General features: G+C 53.6%; 23 protein-coding genes. 16 read left to right on the top strand and 7 right to left on the bottom strand.

Features of this window, described 5'->3' with window-relative positions:
• Nucleotides 1–55: 55 nt before the first annotated feature.
• The 5 genes from FA92_RS06110 to FA92_RS06090 all read right to left on the bottom strand — a co-directional run bounded on the left by FA92_RS06110 (nt 56) and on the right by FA92_RS06090 (nt 3,010).
• Nucleotides 56–901 (bottom strand): DNA-binding protein, encoded by an 846-nt coding sequence (locus FA92_RS06110; RefSeq protein ID WP_033782694.1) that lies wholly within the window; start codon nt 899–901, stop codon nt 56–58.
• Between the two features lie 13 nt (nt 902–914).
• Complete coding sequence (locus FA92_RS06105; RefSeq protein WP_033782692.1) at nt 915–1,868, bottom strand: helix-turn-helix domain-containing protein; 954 nt, start codon at nt 1,866–1,868, stop codon at nt 915–917.
• Nucleotides 1,858–2,055, bottom strand: a complete 198-nt coding sequence (locus FA92_RS06100) for a DUF4222 domain-containing protein (protein ID WP_033782690.1) — start codon at nt 2,053–2,055, stop codon at nt 1,858–1,860. Before FA92_RS06100 ends, FA92_RS06105 begins: the two co-directional genes overlap by 11 nt.
• A gap of 249 nt (nt 2,056–2,304) precedes the next feature.
• Nucleotides 2,305–2,793, bottom strand: coding sequence for a YmfL family putative regulatory protein (locus tag FA92_RS06095; protein WP_033782688.1), 489 nt, complete (start codon nt 2,791–2,793; stop codon nt 2,305–2,307).
• On the bottom strand, nt 2,786–3,010 hold the full coding sequence (locus tag FA92_RS06090) for a Cro/CI family transcriptional regulator (protein ID WP_051926465.1): 225 nt from the start codon (nt 3,008–3,010) through the stop codon (nt 2,786–2,788). The genes FA92_RS06095 and FA92_RS06090 overlap by 8 nt, the downstream gene beginning before the upstream one ends.
• An 86-nt stretch (nt 3,011–3,096) precedes the next feature.
• On the opposite strand from FA92_RS06090, the gene FA92_RS06085 reads away from it, so the two are divergent.
• From FA92_RS06085 to FA92_RS06060, 5 genes are all read left to right on the top strand, one after another.
• The gene (locus tag FA92_RS06085) at nt 3,097–3,732 is read left to right on the top strand and encodes a S24 family peptidase (protein ID WP_051926463.1); all 636 of its coding nucleotides are present in this window, start codon (nt 3,097–3,099) and stop codon (nt 3,730–3,732) included.
• A 498-nt stretch (nt 3,733–4,230) separates the two neighbouring features.
• Nucleotides 4,231–4,629 carry a hypothetical protein gene (locus FA92_RS06075; protein WP_033782685.1) on the top strand — a complete coding sequence of 133 codons (399 nt, stop codon included), beginning with the start codon at nt 4,231–4,233 and terminating at the stop codon, nt 4,627–4,629.
• A complete protein-coding gene (locus tag FA92_RS06070) occupies nt 4,629–5,858 on the top strand; it encodes a phosphoadenosine phosphosulfate reductase family protein (protein ID WP_072008950.1) in 1,230 nt (409 codons plus the stop codon). The genes FA92_RS06075 and FA92_RS06070 overlap by 1 nt, the downstream gene beginning before the upstream one ends.
• Nucleotides 5,859–5,975: 117 nt before the next feature.
• A complete protein-coding gene (locus FA92_RS06065) occupies nt 5,976–6,227 on the top strand; it encodes an excisionase (protein WP_033782683.1) in 252 nt (83 codons plus the stop codon).
• Nucleotides 6,202–7,335 (top strand): phage integrase Arm DNA-binding domain-containing protein, encoded by a 1,134-nt coding sequence (locus FA92_RS06060; RefSeq protein ID WP_033782682.1) that lies wholly within the window; start codon nt 6,202–6,204, stop codon nt 7,333–7,335. The genes FA92_RS06065 and FA92_RS06060 overlap by 26 nt, the downstream gene beginning before the upstream one ends.
• 120 nt (nt 7,336–7,455) lie before the next feature.
• Here FA92_RS06060 and icd read toward each other — a convergent pair whose 3' ends face one another.
• On the bottom strand, nt 7,456–8,706 hold the full coding sequence (gene icd / locus FA92_RS06055; RefSeq protein ID WP_033782681.1) for an NADP-dependent isocitrate dehydrogenase: 1,251 nt from the start codon (nt 8,704–8,706) through the stop codon (nt 7,456–7,458).
• A gap of 104 nt (nt 8,707–8,810) precedes the next feature.
• Here icd and rluE point away from each other — a divergent pair, with 104 nt between their 5' ends.
• From rluE to FA92_RS06015, 8 genes are all read left to right on the top strand, one after another.
• The gene (gene rluE / locus FA92_RS06050) at nt 8,811–9,473 is read left to right on the top strand and encodes a 23S rRNA pseudouridine(2457) synthase RluE (protein WP_033782679.1); all 663 of its coding nucleotides are present in this window, start codon (nt 8,811–8,813) and stop codon (nt 9,471–9,473) included.
• A 44-nt stretch (nt 9,474–9,517) separates the two neighbouring features.
• The gene (locus FA92_RS06045; RefSeq protein ID WP_033782677.1) at nt 9,518–9,991 is read left to right on the top strand and encodes an NUDIX hydrolase; all 474 of its coding nucleotides are present in this window, start codon (nt 9,518–9,520) and stop codon (nt 9,989–9,991) included.
• A 42-nt stretch (nt 9,992–10,033) separates the two neighbouring features.
• Entirely contained in the window at nt 10,034–11,146 is a 1,113-nt protein-coding gene (mnmA, locus tag FA92_RS06040) for a tRNA 2-thiouridine(34) synthase MnmA (protein WP_033782675.1), read from the top strand.
• A gap of 42 nt (nt 11,147–11,188) precedes the next feature.
• Nucleotides 11,189–11,830, top strand: coding sequence for a high frequency lysogenization protein HflD (gene hflD / locus FA92_RS06035; protein ID WP_033732295.1), 642 nt, complete (start codon nt 11,189–11,191; stop codon nt 11,828–11,830).
• A gap of 44 nt (nt 11,831–11,874) precedes the next feature.
• The gene (gene purB, locus FA92_RS06030) at nt 11,875–13,245 is read left to right on the top strand and encodes an adenylosuccinate lyase (RefSeq protein ID WP_033782673.1); all 1,371 of its coding nucleotides are present in this window, start codon (nt 11,875–11,877) and stop codon (nt 13,243–13,245) included.
• Nucleotides 13,246–13,349: 104 nt separating this feature from the next.
• On the top strand, nt 13,350–14,018 hold the full coding sequence (gene phoP / locus FA92_RS06025; RefSeq protein ID WP_003849836.1) for a two-component system response regulator PhoP: 669 nt from the start codon (nt 13,350–13,352) through the stop codon (nt 14,016–14,018).
• Nucleotides 14,019–14,020: 2 nt separating this feature from the next.
• Entirely contained in the window at nt 14,021–15,481 is a 1,461-nt protein-coding gene (gene phoQ / locus FA92_RS06020; RefSeq protein WP_013357490.1) for a two-component system sensor histidine kinase PhoQ, read from the top strand.
• Nucleotides 15,482–15,538: 57 nt separating this feature from the next.
• Complete coding sequence (locus FA92_RS06015) at nt 15,539–16,663, top strand: cupin domain-containing protein (RefSeq protein WP_013357489.1); 1,125 nt, start codon at nt 15,539–15,541, stop codon at nt 16,661–16,663.
• Nucleotides 16,664–16,736: 73 nt separating this feature from the next.
• Here the strand turns inward: FA92_RS06015 and pepT are convergent, their stop codons facing one another.
• Nucleotides 16,737–17,966: a peptidase T gene (gene pepT / locus FA92_RS06010; protein WP_033782671.1), complete on the bottom strand. Its 1,230-nt coding sequence runs from the start codon at nt 17,964–17,966 to the stop codon at nt 16,737–16,739.
• 313 nt (nt 17,967–18,279) lie between these two features.
• Between pepT and potA the strand changes: the two genes are divergently transcribed.
• The 3 genes from potA to potC are packed head-to-tail and all read left to right on the top strand — an operon-like array spanning nt 18,280 to nt 21,009.
• The gene (gene potA / locus FA92_RS06005; RefSeq protein WP_033782670.1) at nt 18,280–19,395 is read left to right on the top strand and encodes a spermidine/putrescine ABC transporter ATP-binding protein PotA; all 1,116 of its coding nucleotides are present in this window, start codon (nt 18,280–18,282) and stop codon (nt 19,393–19,395) included.
• Nucleotides 19,388–20,239: a spermidine/putrescine ABC transporter permease PotB gene (potB, locus tag FA92_RS06000; RefSeq protein WP_107320173.1), complete on the top strand. Its 852-nt coding sequence runs from the start codon at nt 19,388–19,390 to the stop codon at nt 20,237–20,239. Before potA ends, potB begins: the two co-directional genes overlap by 8 nt.
• Nucleotides 20,236–21,009, top strand: coding sequence for a spermidine/putrescine ABC transporter permease PotC (potC, locus tag FA92_RS05995; protein WP_033782668.1), 774 nt, complete (start codon nt 20,236–20,238; stop codon nt 21,007–21,009). The genes potB and potC overlap by 4 nt, the downstream gene beginning before the upstream one ends.
• Nucleotides 21,010–21,017: the final 8 nt, after the last annotated feature.

Here is a 21,017-nt window from a genome sequence, read left to right as displayed (position 1 = left end):
CAAGTAAATTTATCAATACTATTAATTAGTTTTTACCGTAAATAAATTCATTTCGTTACAAAACCGCACTTTTGGAAGTCACATGGCAGTAATAATCTTTGGCGGCCTGAATTATATCCATTAACTCAGCCACCTGCAGGTCAGTCTCAAGCGTCAGAGTAACGCGTGCGCCCTCCTCTCCCTGCTCTGCCTGGCAATGCTTGACTAACAGCTCCACCAGCTGGCGAGCCTGTTTGGCACTGAATTGCGTCATGGCGGCGGCTTTGGTCAGCTTTTTCTTGCCCGCTGCTTTTGCCTTTTCCAGCTCCGTTTTTGCCACTCTGCCAGCCGACGCACCATGCTCACGGACCAGGGCGACCGCAGTGGTTGCGGCAACTTCCTTGTTTTTGACCAACGCGATTAGCTCATCGCCAGACGTCAGTAGCGCCAGGTGATTTTCAACGTCAGTGATCGACCGTTTAACTTTTTTGGAAATTTGCGCCGGTTCCCAGCCCTGATTAACCAGGCGCAGATAGGCGGTTGCTCGTTCCAGTGGTTCCAGTGCGCGCCCCTGACTGGATGTGACCATGAAGGCGATACGGTCAGCCTCATTGCCCACGAAATCTTTGCATTCCAGACGTATGTCATAACCGGCCTCTTTCGCCAGTTTTGCACCGTAGTAACGGTGGTGGCCATCGATGACTTTTATGCCCTGCTCTGTTACCTGCACAGCGAGCGGAGGCACATGCTCACCAGCGATGTATGCATCGCGGAATTCCTCGACGTGGGTCTGGTCGATTTCCCGAATGTTGTAACCAAGCTCGACATAGAGTTCATTAACCCCCAGCAGGTAGGTTTTGCGGGTCGTGATGTTCGTTTCTGTTTTAGATTTGTTGTCGTAAATTTTCGATAGCGTAGTCATTTTTTGATATCCATTAATAACCGCGAAACCCTTCTGGGGTGGCGTAATCCACTGGTGAAATGTCTGTAATTGACCGCTGAAGCGGGCCGAGCCTGAGTACCAGCTCATCCCATTTATCGCGGAGCTTTGACGGGCTGAGGATGTTCCGACACCAGAACGGATCGCTCTGAACACGTTTGAACATCTTGCAAATCTGGTAGTGAGTTCGCTGGTCCTGTGAGCACATCAGGCGCACGTCATTTGCCCACGCTGTCCAGTTGGGTTCTCTTGGTCTTGCCAGCTCGCCATCAGTCTCGGCGGCTTTTTCGTAGAGGTGGATGATCTGCTCCCATATCCACTGCGCACATTTCAAATCCTCCTCGCTGCCCCAGATGGTTCTTTTGGGGCTGTACACCACCGCGTCTGAATCACCATAGAGGTGTTTATCCACAGTCAGAACGTCCGGGGGCGTAGCTCCAGGACATATAGGGTTTTTATCTGATGGATCATGTTTTGAATTTACTGACGGATCGTCGCCAGATTCTGACGGGTGAAAACCCGGATTTTTGCCAGATTCTGACGGGTCAAAATTTGAGGGGTCAGAATTTGGTGCATCAGATTTTGATGGGTCAGTTTTTGATGCATCAGATTTTGATGTGTCAGGTTCTGACACGTCAGAATCTGACTGGTGAGCATAGGCAGCCTCACGCAGTTTCCTGACGTTCAGCTGGTACATGTTCGACGTGTTACGGTTTCCCTTGCGCCGTGTGGTGCTGGTCAGCCAGCCATCTGCTTCCAGTTTGCGTATCGAGGTGCGCACAGTGCTGGAGCCTGCTCCAATCTGACGGGCTATGGTGGCGATTGACGGCCAGCAGATGCCCTCATCGCTTGAGAAGTCAGCCAGACGCGCCATGATGGCCACGCTGGTGATTTTCATACCTGACGCCGCGCAACCGTCCCAGACGTATGCAGACAATTTAACGCTCATCACTAACTCTCCTGAACTTCTGGCCCCATATGTTACGGGGCTGGACGCAGACGTACGGATAGCCTGGACGCCTGAACAGCACCCGGTTATTCGTTACGTCAACGCCGATAGTTTCAACAATCACACCGCGTGGATCGGCATAGCGCGCAACCCACGGCTGGATAATCTCTTCTGTTTGCTGGGGCATTTAGCCCCCTGATTTGCGATGTTTTTCATTGGCGTTACCCACAGCCCACTCAACGAAACTGTGGTTAACGGTTTGAGGACCATCAGGTAAATTGAGCGAATAACGGAATGGCTGCTGGCTAGTCCCGCCTGTCATGGGCAGGCACCGGAATTGCGGAAAATCCGGGGATCTGTTTAAATTATTCACGCGATTATTTCTCCACACTTATTGATGTAGTCGCCGAGAACGCTGGGCTGCAACCCGGCGTTCTCACTTTTCTGGGGCACAAAAAACCCTGTAAACGAGTGTCGTGTGCTCCTGTAATTTGGTAATGGCACGATGTAGTTCCTCGTCGATAATCTCGCGTTCGTGCGGTTCCACCACTCCATCCTCAATAGCTGCCCTGACCTGCTGTGAATACCGGGTGATCTGTTCGATGGCCTCTAACAGACGCTGATTGATATCGCCGTAATCCACCAGCTCGACATCCGGTAATGGCATGAACACGCCGCCAGAGGTTTTCGCTATGGCTGTTACGATGTGATGACTACCAACTGCCTGCTGCAAAACCAGCGACCAGCCAATTGGAAACAACTGATCGCCACCGCTGCGCAGCCTGTTATGAACAGCGTCCTCGGTAACATCCAGAATCTCAGCGGCCTCGGAATATCCACCAGCCAGACCGGCAATTGTTTTGCGGATGGCTTTAATCAGCCACGCTGGCTGGCGCTCTGCTTTCCATTTCGGTTCATTACCCACGGTCCAATCCCTCCGGCTGTGGTTTGAAGACTGGAAAAAGTTCTGGATAATCTTCCCAGTTAAACGGCACAGAGCCTGCCGTAGCTGCTGCAATCAATAATGCGTACTTCCAAGGGATTACATCCCCCCACAAACTTACCGTTGATTTTGAGATGTTTAGGGCTGTAGCTGTCGCTACTGTTCCCCTGAAATGCTTGATGACTGTTGTTTTAAGCATGGTTCCTCCTTAAACAAATTTAGTTTAAACAACAAAACTCAAAAGCGTCAATAATAAAAAACTTTCCAGTTTAAGAAACCAAACATATGATTGAATCAGTTAGTGACCGCATTAATAAGCGAATGAGAGACTTGAACCTGCGTAGCAGGGATCTGGTTGCAGCGACAGGTGTATCAAAGGGGACAGTTAGCCAATGGGTTAACGGAAACAATAACCCTTCTGCAACACATATTCCCAAACTAGCCAAGATACTAAACGTCACTGAAACTTGGTTAATAAATGGCGGGGCATACTCACAAAGGAGTAACTCAGGTGAGGTGGATCAAAGGCCACTGCAAAAGATCCCTCTAATCTCCCTGGCGCAGGCGGGGGACTGGAGAAACCTCATGAACCTTGATAATAACTTTCCTGATTGGACCAATGTGACAGACGATGTTTCCCCCCGTGCATTTTCTGTAAAGATGGATAATGACTCAATGACAGGGGATGGCTCCATCAGCATTCCTGAAGGCTCTACGATAATTTTTGACCCCGATGTTAAACCTCAATCGGGCAAGATAGTTTTAGCTCGCGTGGGCGAATCGACAGTAATCAAAAAATTGGTTATCGATGGGCCTAGTGCTTACCTTGCACCTATAAAACCTGGCTATAAAACGATTGAGCTTGAATCGATCGACAGTGTTATTGCTACAGGTGTTTCCGTTCAGACCAAACTGCCATAAATCCACATCCTAAACCCCCTCAGTATGCCAACCGCCCGCTACACCGGGCCTTTTGTCCTCTCCTGCGATGATGGTTTTGATATCAAAACTTTTTCTATTGACTTGATTGTTTTGATGAGTAAACTCCAAACCAACAGTGAAGCATGCCCATTTTTAATGAAGTAATGATGGATGCACTGTAAAACTTTTTTAGTGTGGAGAAACGGCTGAGGGCTATTGCAGTAGCCCACCAGCCATAATCGAGGAAACGATTATGATCCAGGACATCGACGACCTGATTACTGAAATTTTCGACGAATACCCCCGACCACGCCTCATCTGTAATACCCCTGGCGATTACACATCGAGGCTGGTTTCGCAGCTCAACCTGAAGCGCACCACGCGCACCAAACTGACCCCACCCCGCTCGCATGTATGTACCTGCCCTGTTCAGCAAGAGGCGCGCCCGACTGATTGCCAGTGGGATTTACATGGAATGTATAGGTTAAGGAGTCAGGGATGAGTGAAGTTAAACGTTATTCCCATAATGGGCTGCGGGGAATGTTAGAGCACAAAGCCGGTCGTTATGTAAGTTATGAACGCTACGCTGCTCTTAATGCAGAGCGTGACGCGTTGATGGCTGAGAATGCAGTTCGTGGAGAAATAATTGAGCGCCTGATTGGTCAATACAGTGCGGCGGGTTATCACGCCGTACAGAATTCACTTAATCCAGCACAGTCACTGCTATACGAGGCAATGCAGGCGATGAAACAGCCAGCTACCGACACCTACCTCAATTCAGTACGGGCCGAGGGTGTGGAGATGGTTAAGTTACATCCTGCGATAAGTCTCTGCTCACTCACGCATATCTGCGAAGAAATTGCAGCCCAACTCCGCGCCGGTAAGGATGGAGAGTGATGATTATCGATCCTCGCTGTTTCGAGCAGAACGTGAAAAACATTGTCAGTATCTCGGGCGGTAAAGACAGCCTCGCGCAATGGCTGTTAGCTATTGAGGCTGGGGTGAATTTCATGCCTGTTTTCGCAGATACAGGACATGAGCACCCCCAAACAATGGAGTATCTGGATTACCTTGAAAGCAAGCTGGGGCCTGTTACGCGTGTACGGGCCGACTTCACCCGAAAGATCGAGAAAAAGAGAAACTTTATAGCTAACAACTGGTATCAGGGGCTGATACCTGATCTGATGGCTGACAGATTTGAGGGTTGCTGGGCACTAGCTCCTGGGTATCGCATCCAGGAAATTCCACAGCATGATGGCGATGAGATTAACGTCGATGAGTATCTACTTTACCCCAATGGCAGACGAGAGCGCCTGATATGGCCTGAGGCTGAGCCTGATGACCGCTATCAGGTTGTTACCGTAAACGGGTTTCAGTGGAAACCCGCTATCAAGGGGCTTAATCAGCAGGAAGCGGAAATTGAAGCCAAATCACGGGTTGAATCAGCCTTAAATAGCCTACGCCCTACCGGCATCCCTTTTCTTGATTTATGCATGTGGAAGGGCCGGTTCCCCTCTACCAAAGCGCGTTTCTGTACGTTTGAGCTTAAACACGAACCCATCAAAGTTCAGGTAGTTGATCCACTTATTATGGCAGGGACGAAGGTCATTTCATGGCAGGGTGTGCGGGCGCAGGAATCTCCCCAGCGCGCCCTACTGGAACCTTGGGAGGAAGGTTTCGATATAGGCCCACGCCTCGCAATCTATCGGCCAATCCTGAAATGGACGCATGATGACGTTTTCGCGCTGGCCCGCCGCCATGGTATCAAGCCGAACCCACTTTATCAGCAGGGATGCAGTCGCGTTGGTTGTATGCCCTGCATTCATGCGCGTAAATCTGAACTGGCTGAGATTTTCAGCCGCTGGCCAGAAGAGATTGCACGTGTGGCGGAGTGGGAAAAGTTGGTCGCCCGCTGTTCTCGCCGTGGTAACTCGACATTTTTCCCATCTACTCAAGACCCGCGTAAGGCAGAAAAGAGGATTGATTTTGTGTCGCTCGATTCACACGGCATAGAAACCTATCGCGACTGGGCGCTAACCACACGTGGCGGCACGCAGTTTGATCTGCTGGCTAACGTCGATGACCATTCTGTCTGTAATAGCGTTTATGCGGGGATATGCGAGTGAGAGAACTTCCGATCACATAATAAACAGGCATTCCTACTCGTAAGTTTTACTAATTTTAAGAATAAAACATTTCCCCGGCCAACCTGAAATGAGGTTGGCCGGTCATGAGGTTTGATTATGTCCAGAATGGTTAGCCTTGAGGATTGGGCTAAAGATGAGTTTGGGGATGAAGCGCCAAGCGCCCGTACTTTAAAAGCGTACGCTAAAGGAAAGATGATGGCCCCACCAGCAGTAAAGGTTGGCCGGAAATGGATGATTGATCGTGAGGCGCGGTTTACCGGGATTCTCGCTGCACCCAAATTAGCACCAACAGCAAACCCAAAATTGAGAAGGATTATCGAGGATGGCTGCAAGACCGCGCACCCATAACATTACAATACCCAATCTGTATTCCAGGTTGGATAAACGCACTGGTCGTGTGTATTGGCAATATAAGCACCCTATCACTGGCAAATTTCACAGCCTGGGAACCAATGCTGATGAAGCTAAACAAGTTGCCAATGAAGCGAATGACATTATCGCTGAGCAACGCACTCGTCAGATTCTCAGCGTTAATGAGAAAATTGCAAAATTGCGGGAGTCGCGGGAATTTATAAACGTCACAACCTGGCTTGATCGTTATCTTGAAATACAGCAGGAGCGTCTTGAGTCAGGCGAGATAAAATTAAATTCGGTGAAGCAGAAAAAGAAGCCTGTCGAATTATTACGTCAGAATTGCGGGATGATGTATTTAAAAGATGTAGGTGCGCTGCAGATCGCGGAGATTGTCGATGCTGTTAAAGCCGAAGGCCATAACCGAATGGCCCAAGTGGTCAGGATGGCGATCATTGATGTGTTCAAAGAGGCACAGCACGCAGGGCACGTTCCCCCCGGCTACAACCCCGCACAGGCCACTAAACAGCCACGCAACCGGGTTGTACGTCAGCGTCTTTCACTGGATGAGTGGCAGGCCATATTCAGCGCTGCAGAGGATCACCCGCCCTATCTCCAGTGCGCAATGCTTTTGGCTTTGGTCACTGGCCAGCGCATTGGGGATATCTCTAATATGCAATTTTCGGACATCTGGGACGACATGCTGCATGTTACCCAAGAGAAAACCGGCTGCCGTGTTGCCATCCCTCTGAGCTTGAGGTGCATGGCCATTGATATCTCACTCAGAGAGGTAATCGCTCAATGCCGGGACGCTGTTGTGAGTAAATACCTGGTCCATTTCCGTCACTCAACCTCGCAGGCCATCCGGGGTGATAAGGTTTCTGCCAGCTCTATAACTACGACGTTCAAAAAAGCTCGGAACCACTGCGGCATAAGTTGGGCTGAAGGCGCAGCGCCAACGTTTCATGAGCAGCGTTCGCTATCGGAACGTCTGTATCGTGAACAGGGTGTAGACACTCAAAAATTGTTAGGCCATAAATCTAAAAAAATGACAGATCGGTACAACGATGACCGGGGTAAAGATTGGATTATCGTGGCCGTATGAAGTTCGTTTTTTGAACAGTTTTGGTGAAGAGTTTTGGTGGGGTTTTGGCGAAGAATAGTAGGAAACAAAAAGCCAACACGATTTTTACATTCGTGTTGGCTGTATGTTACGTAATGCGGATTACATATTTTCGATGATCGCGTCACCAAACTCTGAACATTTCAGCAGCTTAGCGCCATCCATCAGGCGTTCGAAATCGTAAGTCACAGTCTTGTTAGCGATAGCGCCTTCAACACCTTTAACAATCAGGTCAGCCGCTTCGAACCACTCCATGTGACGCAGCATCATTTCTGCTGACAGAATCACTGAACCTGGGTTCACTTTATCCTGACCGGCATACTTAGGCGCAGTACCGTGGGTTGCTTCGAACAGTGCACACTCATCACCGATGTTAGCGCCTGGTGCGATACCGATACCGCCAACCTGCGCCGCCAGGGCGTCAGAGATGTAGTCACCGTTCAGGTTCATACAGGCGATAACGTCATATTCTGCCGGACGCAGCAGGATCTGTTGCAGGAACGCATCAGCAATCACATCTTTAACGATGATCTCTTTGCCGGTGTTCGGGTTTTTGAACTTCATCCACGGGCCGCCGTCGATCAGTTCGCCGCCGAACTCGTCTTTCACTAACTGGTATCCCCAGTCTTTGAAAGAGCCTTCGGTGAACTTCATGATGTTGCCTTTGTGAACCAGGGTCAGTGAATCACGATCGTTGGTGATGGTGTATTCTACTGCCGCGCGTACCAGACGTTTGGTACCCGCTTCTGAACACGGCTTAACGCCGATACCACACTGCTCAGGGAAGCGAATTTTCTTCACGCCCATCTCTTCGCGCAGGAACTTGATCACTTTGTCCGCTTCGGCAGAGCCCGCTTTCCACTCGATACCCGCATAGATATCTTCGGAGTTTTCACGGAAGATCACCATGTCGGTCTCTTCAGGGCGTTTAACCGGGCTTGGCGTGCCTTTGTAGTAACGTACCGGACGCAGGCAGACGTAGAGGTCAAGCTCCTGACGCAGTGCTACGTTCAGTGAACGAATACCGCCGCCGACCGGGGTGGTCAGTGGGCCTTTGATAGCCACGCGATATTCCTTGATTAAGTCGAGCGTTTCCTGTGGCAGCCAGACGTCCTGACCGTAGAGTTCAACTGACTTCTCACCCGTGTAAATCTCCATCCAGGAGATCTTACGCTCGCCGTTGTAGGCTTTCTTCACCGCCGCGTCGACGACTTTCAGCATCACCGGGGAAACATCAACACCGATACCGTCACCCTCAATGTAAGGAATGACCGGATTGTTTGGCACTGTAAGCTTGCCCTGATTCAGGGTGATTTTCTGACCTTCCGCCGGAACTACTACTTTGCTTTCCATTAACCTCTCCTGGGCGTTTGTTAATGATTTGTAAGATGCGCGTCAATACTACTTGAATATTTCCGTCACGCCAATCACCGCAATTTCACGTTATAATGCGCCGAATGTTTCTGACTGCAAAGCCCATGCGAAAAACAACTCAACGAATTCACCAGGATAAACGATTCAGCCGCCCGACGCGTGATGCCCGGCATGCCCCTGCCCGCCCTGCGGCTCCGCGCCGCGTGATTTTGTTTAACAAACCGTTCGACGTTTTGCCGCAATTCACCGATGAAGCGGGTCGCCGCACCCTGAAAGATTTTGTCAGCGTCGCAGACGTTTATGCCGCGGGCCGCCTTGACCGCGACAGCGAAGGCCTGATGGTACTGACCAACGACGGTGCCCTGCAGGCCGCGCTGACGCAGCCCGGCAAACGCACCGGCAAGGTCTACTATGTGCAGGTGGAAGGCGAGCCCCATGAGTCGGATCTTCAGCCTCTGCGGGCTGGGGTTAATCTGAAAGATGGCATGACGCTGCCCGCTGGCGTGGAAAAAGTGGCTGAGCCTCAGTGGCTCTGGCCGCGTCAGCCGCCAATCCGCGAGCGCAAAAATATCCCGACGCAGTGGCTGAAAATCACACTGTATGAAGGCCGTAATCGTCAGGTGCGCCGCATGACAGCCCATATTGGCTTTCCCACCTTAAGGTTAATTCGCTACGCCATGGGGAGCTATTCACTCGACGATCTGGCTTCAGGTACGTGGCGTGAAATCAGCGAGAGCCCCACCTGAAAACCGATTTTTTATAACCTCAGGTTAACAATTGCGGAGAAGTGATGTTTAAACCTCATGTTACTGTCGCCTGTCTGGTTCAGGCCGAAGGTGAACTGCTGGTGGTGGAAGAGACGATCAACGGTCGTGCCACCTGGAACCAGCCTGCCGGACATCTCGAAGCGGATGAAACGCTGCTGGAAGCCGCCGAACGCGAACTCTATGAAGAGACCGGCATCGCGGCATCGATGCACTATTTCATCGGGATAAACCAGTGGATCGCGCCCGACAGTACGCCTTTTGTGCGTTTTCTGTTTGGCGTGGATCTGGCCAAAAAAGCGCCAACCCAGCCGCAGGACAGCGACATCGATTGCTGCTGGTGGCTGCCGCCAGCGCAGATTCTCACTGCATCTAACCTGCGTTCACCGCTGGTCGCGGAAAGCGTACGCCTGTGGCAACAGGGCACGCGCTACCCGCTACATCTGGTCAGCCCTTTCCAGTGGCCGTTTCACGAGGGTGCGCGCCTGCCTTCTGCATGATAGAATGCGCCGCCTGATTTTTTATCGTAATGCGAGCGTGTCATGTCTGACAACAGCCAGAAAAAAGTGATCGTCGGTATGTCCGGCGGCGTTGATTCTTCCGTTTCCGCCTGGTTACTGCAGCAGCAGGGCTACCAGGTTGAAGGCCTGTTCATGAAGAACTGGGAGGAGGACGATGGCGAGGAGTATTGTACCGCCGCGGACGATCTGGCGGATGCGCAGGCTGTGTGCGACAAGCTCGGTATGAAGCTGCATAAAGTTAACTTTGCCGCAGAGTACTGGGATAACGTCTTTGAGCATTTCCTCGAAGAGTACAAAGCGGGCCGCACGCCTAACCCCGATATCCTCTGCAATAAAGAGATCAAATTCAAAGCGTTCCTGGAGTTCGCAGCGGAAGACCTGGGCGCAGATTTCATCGCCACGGGTCACTACGTGCGCCGCAAGGACGTCGATGGTCAGAGCCAGCTGTTACGCGGACTGGATGGTAACAAAGACCAGAGCTACTTCCTCTATACCCTGAGCCACGAGCAGATTGCCCAGAGTCTGTTCCCGGTCGGCGAGCTGGAAAAACCGGAAGTGCGCCGCATTGCGGAACAGCTGGACCTGATCACCGCGAAGAAAAAAGACTCGACCGGCATCTGCTTTATCGGCGAGCGCAAATTCCGCGACTTCCTTGCACGCTATCTCCCGGCTCAGCCTGGCGAAATAGAAACCACGGAAGGCCAGATCGTCGGTGAACATCAGGGGCTGATGTACCATACTCTGGGACAGCGTAAAGGTCTGGGTATCGGCGGCCTGAAAGAGAGCAAAGATGATCCCTGGTATGTGGTTGACAAAGATGTGGCGCGTAACCGTTTGATTGTCGCCCAGGGCGGCGATCATCCGCGTCTGATGTCCGTTGGCCTGATTGCGCAGCAGCTGCACTGGGTTAATCGTCAGCCGATTACCGTCCCACTGCGCTGCTCTGTGAAAACCCGCTATCGTCAGACCGACATTCCCTGTGAGATTATTCCGCAGGGCGACGATCGGATTGAGGTGCGCTTTGACGAGCCGGTTGCTGCGGTCACGCCAGGTCAGTCTGCGGTCTTTTACCTTGGCGATGTCTGCCTCGGTGGCGGTATTATCGAACAGCGCCTGCCGTTAGTGGCGGAGTAAACGGGCTTAGCCCGCGTTGATGACGCGTAAACAGGAGTAACCGTGGCGAAAAATTATCAGGAAATCACGCTGGCGCTGGCGGGCATCTGTCAGTCCGCTCATCTGGTGCAGCAGCTGGCTCAGCAGGGTCACTGCCAGCCCGAAGCGCTGACCGTGTCGCTGCGCAGCGTACTGGACCTGAATCCTGGCTCCACGCTGGCGGTATTCGGCAACAATGAAGCCAACCTGCGCCTCGGACTTGAAACCCTGATGGCGGTGCTGAACAGCAGCAGTCGCCAGGGCGCAGGCGCTGAACTGACGCGTTACACCCTGAGCATGATGGTGCTGGAGCGCAAGCTCAGCGCCAGTAAATCCGCTATGGCGACGCTGGCACAGCGCATTACGCAGCTGGATCGCCAGCTGGCACATTATGAACTGGAGTCAGACACCATCCTCAGCGCGATGGCTGGCATCTATGTGGATGTGATCAGCCCGCTTGGCCCGCGTATCCAGGTTACCGGTTCGCCTGCGGTGCTGCAGAATACGCAGGTTCAGAGTAAAGTGCGTGCCACTCTGTTAGCCGGTATCCGCGCTGCCGTATTGTGGCAGCAGGTCGGCGGTGGCCGACTGCAACTGATGTTCTCGCGCCAGCGTTTGCTGCGTGAAGCGAAAACCCTCTTATCCCGGCTGCCACTGACTTACTAAGTCGGTGCGGCAAAACACTGCTAAATGATTCAGGAGTTGCACTGATGGAATTATCCTCTCTGACCGCCGTCTCACCTGTCGATGGTCGTTACGGCGATAAAGTCAGCCCGCTGCGTGCGATTTTCAGCGAGTTCGGTTTGCTGAAATTCCGCGTTGAGGTTGAAGTTCGCTGGTTACAAAAACTGGCCGCGACCGCAGAGATCAAGGAAGTTCCTGCATTTGATGCCGACGCAAACGCTTTCCTTGATGCAATTGTCGCCGGTTTTTCAGAAGACGATGCCGCCCGCATCAAAACGATTGAGCGCACCACCAACCACGATGTGAAAGCGGTTGAGTATTTCCTGAAAGAGAAAGTGGCCGATATCCCTGCCCTGCATGCCGTCTCTGAATTTATCCACTTCGCCTGCACCTCTGAAGATATCAACAACCTGTCGCACGCCCTGATGCTGGAAACGGCCCGCCGTGACGTGATCCTGCCTTACTGGGACCAGCTGATCAGCGCCGTGAAAGGTCTTGCCAGCGAATACCGTGACATTCCGCTGCTCTCACGCACCCACGGCCAGCCGGCGACGCCATCGACCATGGGTAAAGAGATGGCCAACGTCGCCTACCGTCTGGAGCGTCAGTTACGTCAGCTGAAGCAGATTGAAGTGCTGGGTAAAATCAATGGCGCAGTCGGTAACTACAATGCCCACATTGCCGCCTATCCCGAAGTGGACTGGCATGAACTGAGCGAGAACTTCGTCACTTCGCTGGGGATTACCTGGAACCCGTACACCACGCAGATTGAACCGCACGACTATATCGCCGAGATGTTCGACTGCATTGCCCGCTTTAACACCATCCTGATCGATTTCGATCGCGATATCTGGGGTTATGTGGCGCTGAACCACTTCAAACAGAAAACCATCGCGGGCGAGATCGGCTCCTCAACCATGCCGCACAAGGTAAACCCGATCGACTTCGAAAACTCCGAAGGCAATCTGGGCCTGGCGAACGCCGTGATGCAGCATCTGGCCAGCAAACTGCCGGTCTCACGCTGGCAGCGTGACCTGACCGACTCCACCGTGCTGCGTAATCTCGGCGTGGGCGTGGGCTATGCGCTGATCGCCTATCAGGCGACGCTGAAAGGTATCTCCAAGCTGGAAGTGAACCGCGATCGTCTGCTGGACGAGCTGGATCATAACTGGGAAGTGCTGGCAGAGCCGATCCAGACAGTGATGCGTCGTTACGGCATTGAGAAGCCGTATGAGAAGCTGAAAGAGCTGACGCGCGGCAAACGCGTAGACGCTGCTGGCATGCAGGCCTTTATCGACAGCCTGGCGCTGCCGGAAGAGGAAAAAGTGCGTCTGAAGCAGATGACGCCTGCAAACTATATTGGTCGCGCTATCCAGATGGTTGACGATCTGAAATAATGCCCGCCGCAGACCGGCCCAGTCCGGTCTGCGTTAACATCTTGTTTAATACATTTCGCGTATACTTTCTGCAGGTTGACTCAAACAGAGTGTAAGGAATTTCTATGCGTGTTCTGGTTGTTGAAGACAATGCCCTGCTGCGCCATCATCTCGCCGTCCAGTTACGTGACATGGGCCATCAGGTCGATGCCGCCGAAGACGCCAAAGAAGCTGACTATTTTCTCCGCGAACATCTGCCCGATATCGCGCTGGTGGATCTCGGCCTGCCGGATGAAGATGGCATGTCGCTGATTCGCCGCTGGCGCAGTGATGCCGTGCGTCAGCCCATTCTGGTGCTGACCGCCCGTGAGGGCTGGCAGGCGAAAGTCGAAGCGCTGGAAGCCGGTGCGGATGACTACGTCACCAAACCGTTTCACATTGAAGAGGTCGCGGCACGCCTGCAGGCGCTGATGCGCCGCAACAGCGGTCATGCGTCGCAAATCATCGATATGGCCCCGTTTCAGGTTGATCTCTCACGCCGTGAGCTGACGGTGAATGAAGAACCTGTGAAGCTCACCGCCTTTGAGTACACCATTGTCGAGACGCTGATCCGTAACGCGGGCAAAGTGGTAAGCAAAGACTCGCTGATGCTGCAGCTCTACCCTGACGCTGAACTACGCGAAAGCCACACCATCGACGTTCTGATGGGTCGTCTGCGCAAAAAGATTCTGGCGTTGCACCCCACTGATGTCATCGCCACCGTGCGTGGCCAGGGTTACCGCTTTGATCTCTGACCATGTCCTGGTTTAATCGTTACCGCCCTATTTCGCTGCGCGCCCGCTTTCTGCTTGCCTCCGCAGCGATAGTTCTGTTCCTCTCACTCTCTTACGGCATGGTCGCAGTCATTGGCTATGTGGTGAGTTTCGATAAAAATACCTACCGGGTGATGCGCGGCGAGAGCAATCTGTTCTTTACGCTGGCGCAATGGCATGACAACAAGCTCACCATCGCGCAGCCGGAACGGATGACGCTGAATTTTCCGACGCTGGTCTTCATCTACGATGAGCACGGCAAGCTGCTGTGGCAGCAACGCGACGTGCCGGATATTCGCAAAAAGATCCGCCGCGAATGGCTGCTGAAGCCCGACTTCTACGAGATCGATACCAGCAACCGCACCAGCATGGTCGCGATGGGCAATAATCTCAATGCTAAGCAACGGCTTAATGACTGGGACACCGACAGTAACGACACCTTTACCCACTCGGTGGCCGTTAACCGTTACGATGCCACGACGAATCTGCCCGCGCTCACCATCGTAGTGGTCGACTCTATTCCGCAGGAGTTGCAGCATTCTGATGTAGTCTGGTCGTGGTTCAGCTATGTGCTGGCGGCTAACCTGATACTGATTATTCCGCTGCTGTGGCTGGCGGCGCACTGGAGTCTGCGGCCAATAGGTGCGCTGACACAACAAGTGCGCGAACTGGAGACCAGTCAGCGTGAGAATCTGGCGGATAATCCGCCGCAGGAGCTGCGCAGTCTGGTGCGCAACCTCAATCTGCTGCTGACCAATGAACGGCAGCGCTACACCCGCTATCGCACCACCCTTTCGGATCTGACCCATAGCCTGAAAACGCCGCTGGCCGTGTTGCAGAGTACCCTGCGATCGCTGCGCAATGGCAAAGAGCTGACGGTGGAACAGGCGGAGCCGGTAATGCTGGAGCAGATAAGCCGCATCTCACAGCAGGTGGGATACTATCTGCATCGCGCCAGTATGCAGGCCGATCATAATCCGCTGCAGCGCGATCTCCATTCCGTTTCCGGTCTGCTCGACAGTCTCTGCTCGGCACTGAATAAAGTTTATCAGCGCAAAGGCGTGGCGATAACGCTGGATATCTCACCGGAGCTGACCTTTGTAGGCGACCAGAATGACTTTATGGAAGTGCTGGGCAACGTACTCGATAACGCCTGCAAGTATTGCCTGGAATTTATCGAAGTCAGTGCTTATCAGAGCGAAAAGGCGCTGCATCTCTATATCGACGACGATGGCCCGGGTATTCCTGAGAGCAAGCGCGATTTAGTGTTTGTGCGGGGGCAGCGTGCCGATACGCTGCGTCCGGGCCAGGGATTAGGTCTGGCGGTGGTGCGCGATATTCTGGAACAGTATGAGGGTAACGTCATCGCCACCAGCAGTGCGCTTGGCGGAACACGTATGGAAGTGGTTTTTCAGCGCCAGGAAGTCGAACATCGTCGCGAGTAGAAAACCGTCCGGGCTGTTATACTAGCTGGCATTTACAGCCCTAAGCGGAACCCTTGTATGGACTATCAGCTCGATATTAACTGGCCCGATTTTATTCAGCGCTACTGGCAGAAACGCCCGGTCGTGCTGAAGCGTGGTTTTAAAAACTTCGTTGATCCCCTTTCACCGGATGAACTGGCCGGACTGGCAATGGAAAACGAGGTGGACAGCCGCCTGGTCAGCCATCAGGACGGCAAATGGCAGGTCAGCCACGGCCCGTTTGAGAGCTATGATCACCTGGGAGAGAACAACTGGTCGCTGCTGGTCCAGGCAGTCAATCACTGGCATGAACCCTCTGCCGCGCTGATGCGCCCTTTCCGCTTCCTGCCGGACTGGCGTGTCGATGACCTGATGGTGTCGTTTGCCGTGCCTGGCGGCGGCGTCGGTCCCCATTTTGATCAGTATGATGTCTTCATTATTCAGGGTACGGGCCGCCGTCGCTGGCGCGTCGGTGAAAAAGTGGCGCTGAAGCAGCACTGCCCGCATCCGGACCTGCTGCAGGTTGAACCGTTCGATGCCATCATTGATGAAGAGCTGGAGCCGGGCGATATTCTCTACATTCCGCCAGGATTCCCGCATGAAGGCTACTCGCTGGAAAACGCCCTGAACTACTCCGTTGGTTTCCGCGCCCCCAGCGGTCGTGAGTTAATCAGCGGCTTTGCCGACTACGCCCTGGCCAACGAGCTGGGCAGCCTGCGCTTCAGCGATCCGGATGTGCCTGCACGCGATTGCCCGTCACAGATCCTGCCGCAGGAGATTGAAGGCGTGCGCCAGCTGATGCTGGATGTGGTCAATCAGCCGGAGCAGTTTGAGCAGTGGTTCGGCGAATTCATTTCGCAGTCACGCCACGAGCTCGACGTCGCGCCGCCGGAACCGCCTTATCAGCCTGATGAGATTTATGATGCGCTGCAACAGGGCGATGCCCTGAGCCGGTTGGGTGGCCTGCGTGTCCTGACGATTGGTGATGCTGTTTATATCAATGGTGAGCGGGTTGAGTGTTCACGCCCCGATGTCATGGCGGTTCTGGCGAATCACTATCGCATCACGCTCGACGACCTGGGAGATGCGCTGGATGATCCGGCCGTGCTGGCGCAGATCGCCGGTCTGGTGAATGCTGGTTATTGGTACTTCGGCGAGGAATAACCCGCAGCGCGGAACCGTGCGCTGCGGCTGAAACAGGCTCTCTGGCTTTTACTGGCAGAGAGCCTTTTTTCATTTAATCCTTCTTCTGTGCTGCCAGTTCGGACAGACGCACAATGACTTCCACTGACTTCGCCATGATATTCAGCGACGCGAACTCATGCTTGCCGTGATAGTTATAGCCCCCGGTAAAGATGTTCGGGCAAGGCAACCCTTTCCACGACAGTGACGACCCATCGGTGCCGCCACGAATCGGTTTCACCACCGGTTCAATGCCGCAGTCACGCATCGCCTGCAAAGCCAGATCAATGATATGCGGGAACGGCTCGACTTTTTCACGCATGTTGCGATAGCTATTGGTGATCTCAACCGTGACTGAGCAGTCCGGGTGCAGGGTTTTGTTGATCTCCGCGGCGATCTGCAGCAGCGTCTGTTTACGCTGTTCGAAACTCCCGGTTTCAAAGTCACGAATGATGTAGAGCATCTCGGCGTGCTCAACGCTACCTTTAATCTGATGCAGATGATAGAAGCCCTGATAGCCGTCGGTGTACTGCGGCTTTTCACCGGCCGGTACGGCCGCATGAAACTGGTTAGCCAGCTCCAGCGCATTAACCATCACGCCTTTGGCGGAGCCTGGATGCACGTTGTTACCGACGATTTTGACCGTAGCCGAGGCGGCATTGAAGTTTTCATACTCGAACTCGCCCAGATCGCTGCCATCAATGGTGTAGGCCCAGTCGGCGGCAAACGCCTCTACATCAAAGTGTGAGGTGCCGCGGCCGATCTCTTCATCGGGCGTGAAGGCGACGCGGATCGCGCCATGTGGTGTATGGCTGCTAGCCAGCTGCGCCATCGCCGTCATGATCTCGGCGATACCCGCTTTATCATCCGCGCCCAGCAGAGTTTTGCCATCGGTGGTAATCAGCGTATGTCCAATCAGCTTGTGCAGCACCGGGAACATCACGGGTGACAGAACCTCATTGCCATTTCCCAGCGCAATGTCGCCACCGCGATAATCTTCGATGATCTGCGGATTCACATGTTTCGCTGTGAAATCAGGCGACGTATCCATGTGGGAGATGAAACCGATAACTGGCGTCGGCCAGTCAACATTGGCGGGCAGCGTGCCCATGACGCAACAGTGATCGCTCAGGGTGACATCAACAAACCCCAGGGCCAGCAGCTCCTCCTGCAGCTGACGCGCCAGCGTCCACTGCCCTTCACTGCTGGGCACCTGGCGCGCCTGCGGCTTAGCCTGTGTCTCAACTGCCACATAACTTAAAAAGCGCTCAAGTAACTGTTCCATATCCCATCCTTTAAAAGTGCCGTCCGGTATTATTCACAGACCCGCCGGTCACAACGTTGCGTAAAATCATTCGCAGACAGGTTAGCGCTGTCAGTGACCTTTGTGAAAGTAATAAGCCCGAAAAAAACGCCTGATTACGTGATTGTTGCGGCAAACCTCGCAATGTTGTTAACAGCCGGTCAAATTGCCGCGGCCAGGCGGGCAAAACATGGCAATGCCTTATTTTTCAGGTATCATCCGCCCCTCTTTGCTGGCTGGCTGCGCTGAGCGGCTATGCTATTACCTGTTCGACCCTAGACAGACTGAGACTAAAATGACGCAAACACGCGCACAGCAGGCGCTGGTTACGCTTTCTGGCATCAGTAAAGCTTTTGATGGTAAGACCATTATTGATGATTTTAACCTGACCATCCATCACGGTGAGTTCATCACCCTGCTCGGCCCGTCGGGCTGTGGCAAAACCACCATTCTGCGCCTGATTGCCGGACTGGAAGCGGCAGATCGCGGCCGTATTTCGCTCGATGATCAGGACATTACTGATACGCCGGCCGAACACCGTCACGTCAATACCGTGTTTCAGAGCTATGCGCTGTTTCCGCATATGACGGTATATGAAAACGTCGCCTTTGGCCTGCGGATGCAGAAAACCCCGGCGGCGGAGATAACGACCAGAGTCAATGACGCGCTGGCAATGGTGCAGCTGGAAAGCTTTGCCGACCGCCGCCCGCATCAGCTTTCCGGCGGCCAGCAACAGCGTGTGGCGATTGCCCGCGCAGTAGTCAATCGTCCTGAAGTGCTGCTGCTGGACGAATCCCTCTCTGCGCTGGACTATAAGCTGCGCCGTCAGATGCAGAACGAGCTGAAAGCCCTGCAGCGTAAGCTCGACATCACCTTTGTCTTTGTCACCCACGATCAGGAAGAGGCGCTGACCATGTCCGATCGCATCGTGGTCATGCGCGACGGCAAGGTCGTGCAGGACGGTACGCCACGCGAAATCTACGAAGAGCCCGAAAACCTGTTTGTTGCCCGCTTTATCGGCGAAATTAATGTCTTTGATGCTGAAGTGCTCGCCAGCGACGGCGCGCCAGACGTGCGGGCCCGGGTCGAGGGACGCGAGTGCGCGCTCCACTGTACTTTCCCGGTCAGCGTGGGTGACCGGCTTCATGTGCTGCTGCGTCCGGAAGATCTGCGGGTGCAGGAGATCCACGGTGACAGCGCATCAGATGGCCTGATTGGCTATGTGCGCGAACGTAATTACAAAGGCATGACGCTGGAGTCTTCGGTAGAGCTGGAGAACGGTAAGCTGATTACGGTCAGCGAGTTCTTTAATGAAGATGACCCGGACGTTGATCACTCGCTTAATCAGAAGATGGCCGTGAGCTGGGTGCCGGGATGGGAGGTGGTACTGCCCTATGAAGCGGATGCGTAATGGTTTTCAGAAGGGGGTCATCGCACTGATTGTCGGCTGGCTGACACTGTTCGTCTTTGTGCCCAACCTGATGATTTTTGTCACCAGTTTTCTGACGCGCGATGATGCACACTTCGTCAGCGCGGTGTTGACCTTCAGTAATTACACCCGGCTGCTCGACCCGCTCTATGCGCAGGTGCTGCTGCACTCGCTGAGCATGGCGCTGATTGCCACAATTGGCTGTCTGTTGCTGGGCTATCCCTTTGCATGGTGTCTGACAAAACTCACACCGCGCCTGCGTCCGCTGATGCTGTTTCTGTTGATTGTGCCTTTCTGGACCAACTCGCTGATCCGTATTTACGGCCTGAAAATTTTCCTCAGCACCCGTGGCTGGCTGAATGATTTCCTGCTGTCGCTGGGGCTGATCGATAAGCCGTTTCGCATCATGTATACCCCGGAAGCGGTGATCCTCGGGCTGATCTACATTCTGCTGCCGTTTATGGTGCTGCCGCTCTACTCCAGCCTGGAGAAGCTGGATAAACCGCTGCTGGAAGCGGCGCGCGACCTCGGTGCCGGTAAGCTGCAGACCTTTTTCCGTATCATTCTACCGCTGACCATGCCGGGCATTATTGCGGGCTGTCTGCTGGTGTTGATCCCGGCGATGGGGCTGTTCTACGTCGCCGACCTGATGGGCGGCGCAAAGAATCTGCTGATTGGCAACGTCATCAAAAGTCAGTTCCTCAACATCCGCGACTGGCCATTTGGCGCGGCTACCAGCATTGTGATGACGCTGTTGATGGGATTGCTGTTGCTGATTTACTGGCGCGCGGCGCGACTGCTGAATAACCGGGTGGATTTAGGATGATGGCACGCCTGTTACGCGGCAGTTTTATGGCGATTATTTACGCCTGGTTCTATATACCGATTGTTATCCTGATCGTGAATTCGTTTAACGCCTCCCGCTTTGGCATTAACTGGCAGGGTTTCACGACCCGCTGGTACAGCCTGCTGCTGAACAATGACAGTCTGATTCAAGCGGCGCAGCACTCCCTAATCATGGGCGTGCTCTCAGCCAGCTGTGCCACACTGATTGGCGCACTCACCGCTGTCGCACTCTTTCGCTACCGTTTTCGCGGCAAGCCCTTTGTCAGTGGCATGCTGTTCGTGGTGATGATGTCGCCGGACATTGTGATGGCTATCTCCCTGCTGGTGCTGTTTATGCTGCTGGGCATGTCGCTGGGCTTCTGGTCACTGCTCTTTTCCCACATTACATTTTGCCTGCCGTTTGTGGTGATTACCGTCTACTCACGCCTGAAAGGCTTTGATGTGCGCATGCTGGAAGCAGCCAAAGATCTGGGGGCCAGCGAAACCACCATTCTGCGCAAAATCATTCTGCCGCTGGCGATGCCAGCCGTTGCCGCCGGATGGTTACTGAGCTTTACCCTGTCGATAGATGATGTAGTGGTCTCTTCCTTTGTCAGCGGTCCGACGTTTGAGATTTTACCGCTGAAGATCTACTCGATGGTAAAAGTTGGCGTCTCTCCGGAGGTGAATGCGCTGGCCACTATTTTAATGCTGCTGTCACTGCTGCTGGTCGCGGCCAGTCAGTGGCTGCTGCGTGACAGAAATAAATAAGAGGATTG

The sequence above is a fragment of the Pantoea sp. 9140 genome, assembly GCF_000745295.1.
GTDB lineage: Bacteria > Pseudomonadota > Gammaproteobacteria > Enterobacterales > Enterobacteriaceae > Pantoea > Pantoea vagans.
This window is presented reverse-complemented; position numbering and strand designations above follow the sequence as displayed.

What these genes read in the sequence shown, in the direction of transcription:
- FA92_RS06060 (WP_033782682.1), top strand. Translation starts at nt 6,202, where the DNA reads ATGGCTGCAAGACCGCGCACCCATAACATTACAATACCCAATCTGTAT.
- icd (WP_033782681.1), bottom strand. Translation starts at nt 8,706, where the DNA reads ATGGAAAGCAAAGTAGTAGTTCCGGCGGAAGGTCAGAAAATCACCCTG.
- FA92_RS06100 (WP_033782690.1), bottom strand. Translation starts at nt 2,055, where the DNA reads ATGCCCCAGCAAACAGAAGAGATTATCCAGCCGTGGGTTGCGCGCTAT.
- FA92_RS06110 (WP_033782694.1), bottom strand. Translation starts at nt 901, where the DNA reads ATGACTACGCTATCGAAAATTTACGACAACAAATCTAAAACAGAAACG.
- FA92_RS06085 (WP_051926463.1), top strand. Translation starts at nt 3,097, where the DNA reads ATGATTGAATCAGTTAGTGACCGCATTAATAAGCGAATGAGAGACTTG.
- FA92_RS06105 (WP_033782692.1), bottom strand. Translation starts at nt 1,868, where the DNA reads ATGAGCGTTAAATTGTCTGCATACGTCTGGGACGGTTGCGCGGCGTCA.
- pepT (WP_033782671.1), bottom strand. Translation starts at nt 17,966, where the DNA reads ATGGAACAGTTACTTGAGCGCTTTTTAAGTTATGTGGCAGTTGAGACA.
- phoQ (WP_013357490.1), top strand. Translation starts at nt 14,021, where the DNA reads ATGTCCTGGTTTAATCGTTACCGCCCTATTTCGCTGCGCGCCCGCTTT.
- mnmA (WP_033782675.1), top strand. Translation starts at nt 10,034, where the DNA reads ATGTCTGACAACAGCCAGAAAAAAGTGATCGTCGGTATGTCCGGCGGC.
- FA92_RS06045 (WP_033782677.1), top strand. Translation starts at nt 9,518, where the DNA reads ATGTTTAAACCTCATGTTACTGTCGCCTGTCTGGTTCAGGCCGAAGGT.
- potB (WP_107320173.1), top strand. Translation starts at nt 19,388, where the DNA reads ATGCGTAATGGTTTTCAGAAGGGGGTCATCGCACTGATTGTCGGCTGG.
- rluE (WP_033782679.1), top strand. Translation starts at nt 8,811, where the DNA reads ATGTTTCTGACTGCAAAGCCCATGCGAAAAACAACTCAACGAATTCAC.
- FA92_RS06090 (WP_051926465.1), bottom strand. Translation starts at nt 3,010, where the DNA reads ATGCTTAAAACAACAGTCATCAAGCATTTCAGGGGAACAGTAGCGACA.
- potC (WP_033782668.1), top strand. Translation starts at nt 20,236, where the DNA reads ATGATGGCACGCCTGTTACGCGGCAGTTTTATGGCGATTATTTACGCC.
- phoP (WP_003849836.1), top strand. Translation starts at nt 13,350, where the DNA reads ATGCGTGTTCTGGTTGTTGAAGACAATGCCCTGCTGCGCCATCATCTC.
- FA92_RS06015 (WP_013357489.1), top strand. Translation starts at nt 15,539, where the DNA reads ATGGACTATCAGCTCGATATTAACTGGCCCGATTTTATTCAGCGCTAC.
- FA92_RS06075 (WP_033782685.1), top strand. Translation starts at nt 4,231, where the DNA reads ATGAGTGAAGTTAAACGTTATTCCCATAATGGGCTGCGGGGAATGTTA.
- potA (WP_033782670.1), top strand. Translation starts at nt 18,280, where the DNA reads ATGACGCAAACACGCGCACAGCAGGCGCTGGTTACGCTTTCTGGCATC.
- FA92_RS06070 (WP_072008950.1), top strand. Translation starts at nt 4,629, where the DNA reads ATGATTATCGATCCTCGCTGTTTCGAGCAGAACGTGAAAAACATTGTC.
- purB (WP_033782673.1), top strand. Translation starts at nt 11,875, where the DNA reads ATGGAATTATCCTCTCTGACCGCCGTCTCACCTGTCGATGGTCGTTAC.
- FA92_RS06065 (WP_033782683.1), top strand. Translation starts at nt 5,976, where the DNA reads ATGTCCAGAATGGTTAGCCTTGAGGATTGGGCTAAAGATGAGTTTGGG.